This is a genomic window from Micrococcus sp. KRD096 (genome assembly GCF_017168495.1).
Classification (GTDB): domain Bacteria; phylum Actinomycetota; class Actinomycetes; order Actinomycetales; family Micrococcaceae; genus Micrococcus; species Micrococcus luteus.
This window is the reverse complement of sequence record NZ_JABFAY010000010.1, coordinates 84281-93056: the sequence shown is the minus strand read 5'-3', so window position 1 is coordinate 93056 and position 8776 is coordinate 84281. Positions and strand designations below refer to the sequence as shown.

The window sequence follows — 8776 nt, the reverse complement described above, 5'->3', positions numbered from 1 at the left end:
GCACGGCACCCGGCCGAACGCCCGGCGCACGCGGCGGCGGGACGCCGTCGTACTGGGTCTACGGGCACGACCGCGCCCCGTGCCTGCGCTGCCGCGGCCCCGTCCGCCAGGAGGACTACGGCTCCCCCGAGGACGACGCGCGGCGGCTGTGGTGGTGCCCGCACTGCCAGCGCTGACCCGGACGCACCCGAGCGGTGGCCACGTGTCCTCCCCGCTCCCTACGCTGAACCCGCCCCGACCCGAGGAGAAGTCATGGCCGACCCGTTCCCGAAGGACCCGGAGGGCGCCGTCGTCGCGCTCGTGCTGGCCGGTGGCACCGGCGGCCGCCTCATGCCGCTCACCGCGGCCCGCGCCAAGCCGATGGTGCCGCTGGCGGGCCAGTACCGGCTGATCGACGTCGTGCTGTCCAACCTGGCCCACTCGCGCCTGCGGGACGTGTGGGTCGTGGAGCAGTACCGCCCCTTCACGCTCAACCAGCACCTGGCCGGCGGCCGGCCGTGGGATCTCGACGGCACCCGCCACGGCCTGCGGCTCCTGCCTCCCGCGCAGGGCCGCGCCGAGGAGGGCTTCGCCCGCGGCAACGGCCACGCGATCGCCCAGCAGCTGCCGCTGCTGGAGCAGTTCGGCGCCGAGACCGTCGTCGTGCTCTCCGCGGACCACCTGTACCAGCTGGACCTGCGCCCCGTGCTGGCCGAGCACGCCCGCTCCGGCGCCGAGCTCACCGTGGTCACCACCGAGACGGACGAGGACCCCTCGCGCTTCGGCGTCGTGCAGGTGGACGACGACGGCGCCGTCACCGACTACGCCTACAAACCGGAGGACCCGGCGGGCACGCTCGTGGCCACCGAGGTGTTCGTGTTCGACGTCGCCGCGCTCTCCGAGGTGGTCGGCGATCTCGTGGCGGGCGAGGACGAGGCGGCCACCAAGGACGAGGGTGAGACCGATGAGGACGGCGACCCCGTGGGCTCCTCCCTCGGCGACTACGGGGAGAGCATCATCCCGGCGTTCGTGGCGCGGGGGCGCGTGCGGGAGCACCGCCTCGTCGGGTACTGGCGGGACATCGGCACCCTGGACGCGTACGTCCGCGCCCACCGGGAGATCCTCGAGGGCACCGGCCTGGACGTCGCCGCCGAGGGCTGGCCGCTGATCACCAACCCCCACCAGGCGCCGCCGGCGTGGGTGGCCCCGGACGCCCGCGTCTCCGGCTCGCTGCTCAGCCCGGGCTGCCGGATCGAGGGCGAGGTCTCGGACAGCGTGGTCGGCCCCGGGGTGGTCGTGGCGGCAGGCGCCACGGTGCGCGGCAGCCTCCTGCTCGGCGACTGCGAGGTCCCCGCGGGCGCGGTGCTGGACACCGTGGTGGTCGACGTCGGCGGGGCGGTCCCGGCGCGCGAGGTGACGGGGCGCGCCGCGCCGGCCGAGGAGGTCGTGGTGCTCACCCCGCAGGACCGCGGCCCGGCCGAGGACGAGACCACCGGCTCCGGCCGGCCCGGCCGGTCGGACTGAGCGGCGCCGGTCGGACGCAGCCGCGCCGGGCTGGGAGGATGGGCCCGTGGCCGTCCCCTCCCCCCTCCCCCCGCGCAACGGCGTCAACGCCACGCGCCTGCGCCTGCCCGCCTCCGGCTGGCCCACCGCGCAGGACTACGTGCTCCACCGGTTCGGTCACGTGGACCCGGACGGCATCCGCGCGCGCTTCGCCCGCGGCGAGGTCGTGGCGGCGGACGGCACCGCACTGACGCCGACGACGCCGCTGGGCGTGCACGACGACCTCTGGTACTACCGGGACGTCCCCGACGAGGCCCCGCTGCCCGTGACGCACACGCTCCTGCACCGCGACGAGCACCTCGTGGTCATCCACAAGCCGCACTTCCTGCCCACCACCCCGGGCGGCCGCTTCGTCCAGGAGACCGCGCTGGTGCGGCTGCGCAACGAGCTCGGCCTCGACGACCTCGTGCCCCTGCACCGGCTCGACCGGGCGACGGCCGGCGTCGTGATGTTCTCCGCGAACCCGGCCACCCGCGGCGCCTACCACCTGCTCTTCGAGCGGCGTGCCGTGGCCAAGACCTACGAGGCCGTGGCGCTCCTGCCGGACGCCCCCGACGACGGCGCCCGCCGCCCCGGTGCCCCCCCGGCCGACCCCGTCCTGGGGCGATTCCCGCTGACCGTGCGCAGCCGGATCCGCAAGGACAAGGGGATCCTGCGCTCCGTGGTGGAGGAGATCCCGCCGGCCGCCTCGGGACGCCGGGCGGGCGCGCCGGTGCGGACCCGGCGGGCGAACCGGCCCCACGCCGGGGCGAACGCGGAGTCCCGGGTGGAGCTGCTGGGCGTCGGCATCTCCGCCGGGACGCTGGCGGGGCGGCGCGTGGGGCACCTGCGGCTCACCCCGCGCACGGGGCGCACCCACCAGCTGCGCATCCACCTGGCCGCCCTGGGCCTGGGCATCGCGTTCGACCCGTTCTACCCGGACCTGCTCGACCTCGCCCCGGACGACGTCACGCGTCCCCTGCAGCTGCTCTCCCGGTCGCTGCGCTTCACGGACCCGGTGACGGGCGAGGAGCGGGAGTTCACCTCCCCCGCCGAGCTGCAGGAGCGACCGCGGTGACGGGCGGGGACCCGGCCGCCCTGATGGACGCGCTCGGAGCGTGGTTCCACCCGCTCACCGCGCTGCTCGTGGCCCTGGACGCCCCGATCCCGCCCGTCCCGTCGGAGGTGGTGGTCATCGGCTCGGGGGCGCTCGCGGCCGAGGGCCGGGTCTCCCCCGTGGCCGCGGTGCTGGCGGCGTGGCTGGGCTGCTGGGCCGGGGACGTCGGCCTCTACGCGCTGTTCCGCCACGGCCTCGCCGACCGCCTGGACCGCTGGGCGTGGTGGCGGCGGATCCACCGGGGGATCCGGACTCTGCTGGTGCGGGTGGGCCCGGCGGGCAGCCTGGCGGGGCTGTCCGTGCTGCGGTTCGTCTCGGGCGGACGGACGGCGTCGATGGCGGCGGCCGGGATCGGCGGGATCCGCTGGCCCGTGTTCCTGTGGCTGTCCGGGGCGGGCTCGCTCGCGTGGTCCGGGTCCATGGTGGGGCTCGGCTGGCTCACCGGCCGGGCCACCGGCCTGCCGTGGTGGGCGTCCGCGGTGGTCGGCATGGTGTTCGGTACCCTTGCAGGGTTGATGATCGCGGGGATCATGGCCCACCGTCGCCGGGGCCGGAAGGGGTGAGCATGCAGGACGCGTCCTCCGAGTCCCGTGCCGCGCTCGAGCGCCTCCGGGACGCCTCGGCGCCCCGTCCCGACGACGACGCGACGCGTGCCCCCGCCGAGCGCCCCCGCCGCGCCCTGGCCGCGCCCGGGGAGATCTCCCGCCGCGATCTGCGCCGTCACGAGCGCGCCCTGCGCTCGGGCCGACCCGAGACCGCCGCCGAGCGCCGCGTGCGCGAGGACCGCCGCGCGGACGTGCACCGCGCCATGGACCGACTGCGCACCCCGGGCGCTCCCGCCCAGCAGCGCCCACGCCGCGACCTCAGCGAGATCCTGGACCGCCTCGGCAGCCCGGACCTCGCCCGTTTCACCGACCCACTCGTCGGCACGGTCGAGCGCATCCTCCCCGCCCCGGGGCGGGACCCGGAGAAGGCCGCGGAGGCCGCACGCCGCCGCACTGCGGCCGAGGAGCGCCGGCGGGCCCGCCTGCGAGCCGGCCGGGAGCGCGCCGCCGAGGCCGCCCGTCGCCGGGCCGCCGAGCACGAGCGGCCCATCGCCGAGGCCGCCGCCGCGGCCCAGGCCCGCGACGCCGCCCGGGCCCGCGACGCCGCAGCCCTCCAGGCCCGCCTCGACGAGGAGGCCCGCCGGGCCCAGGCCGCGCGGGTGGCCCGCCGCCGCCGCGAGGAGGAGAAGCAGCGCCGTCGGCGTGACGCCGAGCGGCGCCGTCGGGTGGCGGCCGAGGAGAAGGCCCGTGCCGCCGCCGAGGCGGAGGCCCGCCGACAGGAGCGGGAGGAACGGCGCCGCCGGGAGGCGGAGGTCGCCGCCGAGCGCGCCCGCGTGCAGGCGGAGCGGCGGGCCCGCGAGGAGGCCGCGCTCGCCGAGCGGGAGCGGCTCCGGCTCGAGGCGGAGGCGGAGGCGGAGCGCCGTCGGCAGGAGGCCGAGGCCGAACGCTGTCGCCTCGAGGCCGAACGCGTCGAGGCCGAGCGGCGCCGTCGGGCCGAGGAGGCCGAGCGGCGCCGTCGCGAGGCGGAGGAGGCCGCCCGCCTCGAGGCCGAGCGACGTCGTCGCCAGGCCGCCCGCGTCCGCGCCCACACCGTGCTGCACGCCGAACGCGCCCTCGCCCAGGCCCGGCTCCTCGAGGACCGCGCCCGGGAGGCCGAGCGCCGTGCGGCGGAGGACGCCGCCCGCCGCCGTCGCGAGCACGAGGAGCGGGAGTCCCGCGCGCTCGCCCGGGCCGCGCGCGAGCTCGAGGGCCCCGAGGTCTTCCCGGCCGCCGCCGACCGGCCGCTGCTGTCCGACCCGGAAGAGCGGCTCACCGATGAGGAGCTGTTCGCCCGAGCCCGGGTGGCCCTGCCCGAGTGGCGGCGGCGGCAGCGACTCTCCACGAAGGCGCAGGCCGTCCGGGCCGAGGCCATCGCCCACTCCCCGGCGGGGCCGGTCACGGGCGCCCTGCCCCTGATCCCCGGCTACACCCCCGCTCCGCCCGAGGAGCCGGCCGGCTCACCGACCGCTGCGGACCGACGCGGCCAGGCGCTGCTGACCGTCGTGTGGGCGCTGTTCGTGCTCTCCGGTGCGTGGGGCCTCGGTCTGGCCGGCCGCGTCCCGGGGCTCGCCGCGCTCGACGCCGGCGCGTACCCGCTCACCGCCGACGGCCGACACGGCCCTGGCGCGAGCGTGTTCGGGCTGTCCCCGCTGCACCCGGCGATCTGGCCGGTGCTGTGGCTGCTGACCGGGATGTACGTGCTCCGGCAGTGGGGGCCAGGCCAGGGCGCGTCGCCGCGGCACCGCCGCATCCGGGGCGCGGTCGCGGGGACCCTGCTGGCGCTGGCGCTGTGGTTCCCCCTGGCCGTCCTGGCCCCCGGGGGCCTCGACGTCGTCCCGTGGCTGCTCGCCCTGGTCCTCATGCTCCGTGTGGTCCGGCGGCTCGGCGCACGCCCGGCGGCCCGCCGCGTCGCACGGGTGGCCGAGGACGGCGCGCTCGGCGTGCTGCTGGGCACCCTCCTCGCCGGCGCGCCCACCGCGGTGGGCGCCGCCCTCCACGCCTGGGGTGTGCACGTCGGCTGGTTCCCGACCGAGCTGCTCGCCCTGCTGGTGCTGGTGGCCCTGCTGCTGGCGGCCCTGCGCCTGGTGCTCGGTGGGCGCGGCCGCCTGGGTGTGGCCCTGGGCATGGCCTGGACCCTGCTCTGCCTCGCCCTGCCCCGCCTGCTGCCCAGCCCGCTCGGGGCGCAGCAGAGCGTGTGGGTGGGTCTCGCGGCCGCCTTCGGGGCGCTGCTGCTGATCACCGCCGCGGCCGTGCGCCGCTCCTGGGCACGCCAGATCGAGCGCGACGCCGCCCGCCGGCCGCACCCGGCCGGCGCCTGAGCCCGTCCCCGTTCAGCGCCCGGGCCCGGCGGGCACCGGGACCCACCGGCCGCCGTCGCGCCGGAGCACGTCCAGCCGGCCCGTCACGGCGACGCCGGACCCCGCCTCCGCCATCCGCCGCGCCACCTCGGCGGCCTCGGCGTCCTCGCCGGCCCGGTGCGAGCCGGGCACCGCGAAGCGCAGCACGATCCGCGGGACGCGCGCGACGACCTCGATGTCCTTGGCCGCGAGCACGTGCGTGGCCTGGACGGCCGCCTCGGCCAGGTCCATGACCTCTTCGGGTCGGTGGCCGGGCAGGAGGTCGCCGATCTGCAGGCGGGCACGGTAGGAGGGCATGGGCCCAGGGTAGGGGCGGACGCAGCAACGGTGACGACTTCTCTCGTCGCGCGGGCCGGCCCGCCCTTCCGCCCGCGGCGGACGCCTGCCCTCCCGTGTCCGGACCCGCTCGTAGGGTGGGGTGCATGACTCAGACCGCCACCCCGCAGACCGACGCCCCCGCCGTGCCCGCGATCTTCGAACCGATCGAGATCAACGGCGTGCGCGTGCGCAACCGCCTGATCCTGCCGCCGATGTGCCAGTACTCGTGCGAGGCGCGCAACGGCGTCCCGCACGGCTGGCAGTTCCAGCACCTGGGCGCCCGCGCGGCCGGCGGCTTCGGGATCGTGGTGGCCGAGGCCACCGCCGTCACGCCCGAGGGGCGCATCTCCCCGTGGGACACCGGCCTGTGGAACGACGAGCAGCGGGACGCGTGGGCGCCGATCGCCGAGTACATCGCCTCCGAGGGCGCCCTGCCCGCCATCCAGCTCGGCCACGCCGGCGCCAAGGCCTCCACCGTCCCCATGCACCCGGGCGCGCCCGCCGGGCAGCCGATCCTCGAGGGCCCCGACTCCTGGGAGACGCTCTCCCCCTCCGGCGTGGCCACCAACTCCATGGAGATCCGCACCCACGCGATGCGGGTGGACGAGATCCGGGAGACCGTCCAGGCCTTCGCCGACGCCGCCGAGCGCGCCGACCGTGCCGGCTTCGGCGCCGTGCAGCTGCACGCCGCCCACGGCTACCTCATCCACCAGTTCCTCTCGCCGCTGACCAACACCCGGACCGACGAGTACGGCGGGGACTTCGAGGGCCGCACCCGCTTCCTCAAGGAGATCGTGGCGGCCGTGCGCGAGGTGTGGCCCGCGGACAAGGTCCTCGGCATCCGCATCTCCGGCTCGGACTGGGTCGAGGGCGGCTGGAGCATCGAGGAGACCGTCCGCCTGGCGCAGGAGCTGCAGGGACAGGTGCACTGGTTCGACCTGTCCTCCGCGGGCATCGGGGACACCTACGAGGGCCCCCAGGGCCCGGGCTATCAGGTGCCGCTGGCCACCGCCGTGAAGGAGGGCACCGAGGGGATCGTGGTGTCCGCCGTCGGTTCGCTGACCGGCGCCGAGGAGGTCGCGGCCGTGGTGGACGAGGACCGCGCCGACGCCGTCTGCGTGGGCCGCGCCGCCCTGGCGAACCCGAACTGGCCGACCGCGGCCGCCCTCGCGCTCGACGTCCCCTCGGAGCAGGTGCCGATGGCCCGGCAGTACTTCCGAGCCAAGTGGTGAGCGGAACACGCGGGACCCGGTGTGCCCCCGGCGCGGAACTCCGGTAGAACAGAACCATGAGCGTGCGCACCCCCGACCCGAATCCGGGCTGGCTGTCCGACGAGGACCTCTACGAGGCCCGGCGCCGGCTGCCCATGGTGTATGTGGAGGCCATCCCGGTGCGGCTGGACTCCCTCGGCTACGTCACCGAGATCGGCCTGCTCTACGTGGCGGACGAGACCGGCACGTTCCAGCGGACGTTCGTCTCCGGACGCGTCCAGTACCGGGAGACCATCCGCGCCGCGCTGATGCGCCACCTGGAGAAGGACCTCGGCCCGCTCGCGTTCCCGCAGCTGCCGCCATCGGTGGTCCCCTGCACCGTCGCCGAGTACTTCCCGGCGCCGTCCGAGACCGGGCTGACGGACGACCGCCAGCACGCCGTGGCCCTGGTGTACGTGGTGCCGGTGACGGGTGAGTGCCAGCCGCGCCAGAACGCGCTCGAGCTGACCTGGCTCACCCCCGAGGAGGCCCTCGGCGAGGACATCCAGGCCGAGTTCATCGGTGGCCGCGGGGACCTGGTGCGCCAGGCCCTCGCCCACGTGGGATGGGGGCGCTGAGCATGGCACCGGTCGTCGGCGGCTACCTCCGCCATCTGAAGTCCCAGGACGTGCAGCCCGGGGACAGCTTCCTGACCCGCCGCGGCGAGCCCGCCCCGCCCGTGGCCTCGACCCGGGTGATGCGGGATGACTTCGGCACCCCCGCGCTCGTGATCGCCACCCTCGAGGGCGGCCGGGAGGTCAAGATCGCCCACGGCTCCGTGATCCGGGTCCGCACGGACCGCCCGGAGGAGCGCAGGGCCGTCCCGGACACCACCTTCTCCCCCGTGGACGCGGGGTCCCCCGAGGAGCGGATCGTCGCCGTCGGCAAGCGCCACCTCGAGGACACCGAGCTGACCGCCACCGCGGCCCGGCTCTCCCACGGGTTGAACCTGCGCTCCGGCTCCCAGCTGGAGGACGTGTTCGGCATGGCCGAGCGGCTCTACCTGCTGCACGAGGACACCGAGGGCACGCTGGCCACCCTGGGCCTGCTGACGAACCTGCCGTGGGACGGGGCCGTGGGGCGGTGGAAGTCCATCCAGGCCGCGCTGTCCCTGGCGTCGCTGATCCTGCGCGAGGAGGGCGAGCACATCGCCGCCGCCAACCTCGGTCGGCGCCTGCTCGAGGCGGACGAGGTCCCCTCCGAGCCGGGCCGGGCGGCCCGGGTGCTCGAGGTGCGCCAGCGCCAGCTCAACGAGCCGCCGCTCTACGACCGGGAGATCTCCCGCGCCCTGCAGGCCCGCGACGCCGAGGCCGAGTATCAGTGGCGCCGCGCCCGGTTCGACCAGCTGCTGTACCTGCGCGCCCGCGGCGGGTCTGAGACGCTCACTGACGCCGACCTGGATTCCCGGATCGCCCGGGAGCTCGGCACGCTGCGCACCCTCGCCGACGAGCTCGAGGCGAAGGCCGCCACGCGCCGGTGAGGTCCGGCCGCGGGACGGGCGTCGAGGGCCGGCCCCGTCCCCGCTGACACGCCCTCCGGGGTGCGGCTCGTGTGGCACACCTCACTTCCCAGCCCCAGTCGGGGCTATGCTCCCGGCATGACCGGCTCCGCACCCGCCCAGCTCCGCCC

The 8776-nt window shown here is 76.8% G+C and carries 8 protein-coding genes; 7 read left to right on the top strand and 1 reads right to left on the bottom strand.

Annotated features, from left to right (window positions below; genetic code table 11):
* Window positions 1–252: 252 nt before the first annotated feature.
* Genes J1M41_RS04615 through J1M41_RS04600 form a run of 4 tightly spaced genes read left to right on the top strand, consistent with a single transcriptional unit; the run spans window position 253 to window position 5540 of the window.
* The gene (locus J1M41_RS04615) at window positions 253–1503 is read left to right on the top strand and encodes a glucose-1-phosphate adenylyltransferase family protein (RefSeq protein ID WP_206451249.1); all 1251 of its coding nucleotides are present in this window, start codon (window positions 253–255) and stop codon (window positions 1501–1503) included.
* A gap of 46 nt (window positions 1504–1549) precedes the next feature.
* Window positions 1550–2599 (top strand): pseudouridine synthase, encoded by a 1050-nt coding sequence (locus J1M41_RS04610; protein ID WP_206451248.1) that lies wholly within the window; start codon window positions 1550–1552, stop codon window positions 2597–2599.
* Window positions 2596–3201, top strand: coding sequence for a DedA family protein (locus J1M41_RS04605; protein WP_036316081.1), 606 nt, complete (start codon window positions 2596–2598; stop codon window positions 3199–3201). Before J1M41_RS04610 ends, J1M41_RS04605 begins: the two co-directional genes overlap by 4 nt.
* A 2-nt stretch (window positions 3202–3203) precedes the next feature.
* Window positions 3204–5540 carry a hypothetical protein gene (locus J1M41_RS04600; protein WP_206451247.1) on the top strand — a complete coding sequence of 779 codons (2337 nt, stop codon included), beginning with the start codon at window positions 3204–3206 and terminating at the stop codon, window positions 5538–5540.
* A 12-nt stretch (window positions 5541–5552) separates the two neighbouring features.
* Here J1M41_RS04600 and J1M41_RS04595 read toward each other — a convergent pair whose 3' ends face one another.
* The gene (locus tag J1M41_RS04595; RefSeq protein WP_206451246.1) at window positions 5553–5876 is read right to left on the bottom strand and encodes a hypothetical protein; all 324 of its coding nucleotides are present in this window, start codon (window positions 5874–5876) and stop codon (window positions 5553–5555) included.
* A 125-nt stretch (window positions 5877–6001) separates the two neighbouring features.
* On the opposite strand from J1M41_RS04595, the gene J1M41_RS04590 reads away from it, so the two are divergent.
* The 3 genes from J1M41_RS04590 to J1M41_RS04580 are packed head-to-tail and all read left to right on the top strand — an operon-like array spanning window position 6002 to window position 8627.
* Window positions 6002–7129 carry an NADH:flavin oxidoreductase/NADH oxidase gene (locus J1M41_RS04590; RefSeq protein WP_206451245.1) on the top strand — a complete coding sequence of 376 codons (1128 nt, stop codon included), beginning with the start codon at window positions 6002–6004 and terminating at the stop codon, window positions 7127–7129.
* A 56-nt stretch (window positions 7130–7185) separates the two neighbouring features.
* Window positions 7186–7725, top strand: a complete 540-nt coding sequence (locus J1M41_RS04585) for an NUDIX hydrolase family protein (RefSeq protein ID WP_036316089.1) — start codon at window positions 7186–7188, stop codon at window positions 7723–7725.
* Window positions 7726–7727: 2 nt separating this feature from the next.
* Complete coding sequence (locus tag J1M41_RS04580; RefSeq protein ID WP_225941407.1) at window positions 7728–8627, top strand: DUF6707 family protein; 900 nt, start codon at window positions 7728–7730, stop codon at window positions 8625–8627.
* Window positions 8628–8776 lie beyond the last annotated feature (149 nt).

Excerpts from the sequence above, each read along its gene's own strand:
- J1M41_RS04595 (WP_206451246.1), bottom strand. The coding sequence starts at position 5,876 with ATGCCCTCCTACCGTGCCCGCCTGCAGATCGGCGACCTCCTGCCCGGC.
- J1M41_RS04580 (WP_225941407.1), top strand. The coding sequence starts at position 7,728 with ATGGCACCGGTCGTCGGCGGCTACCTCCGCCATCTGAAGTCCCAGGAC.
- J1M41_RS04585 (WP_036316089.1), top strand. The coding sequence starts at position 7,186 with ATGAGCGTGCGCACCCCCGACCCGAATCCGGGCTGGCTGTCCGACGAG.
- J1M41_RS04615 (WP_206451249.1), top strand. The coding sequence starts at position 253 with ATGGCCGACCCGTTCCCGAAGGACCCGGAGGGCGCCGTCGTCGCGCTC.
- J1M41_RS04590 (WP_206451245.1), top strand. The coding sequence starts at position 6,002 with ATGACTCAGACCGCCACCCCGCAGACCGACGCCCCCGCCGTGCCCGCG.
- J1M41_RS04600 (WP_206451247.1), top strand. The coding sequence starts at position 3,204 with ATGCAGGACGCGTCCTCCGAGTCCCGTGCCGCGCTCGAGCGCCTCCGG.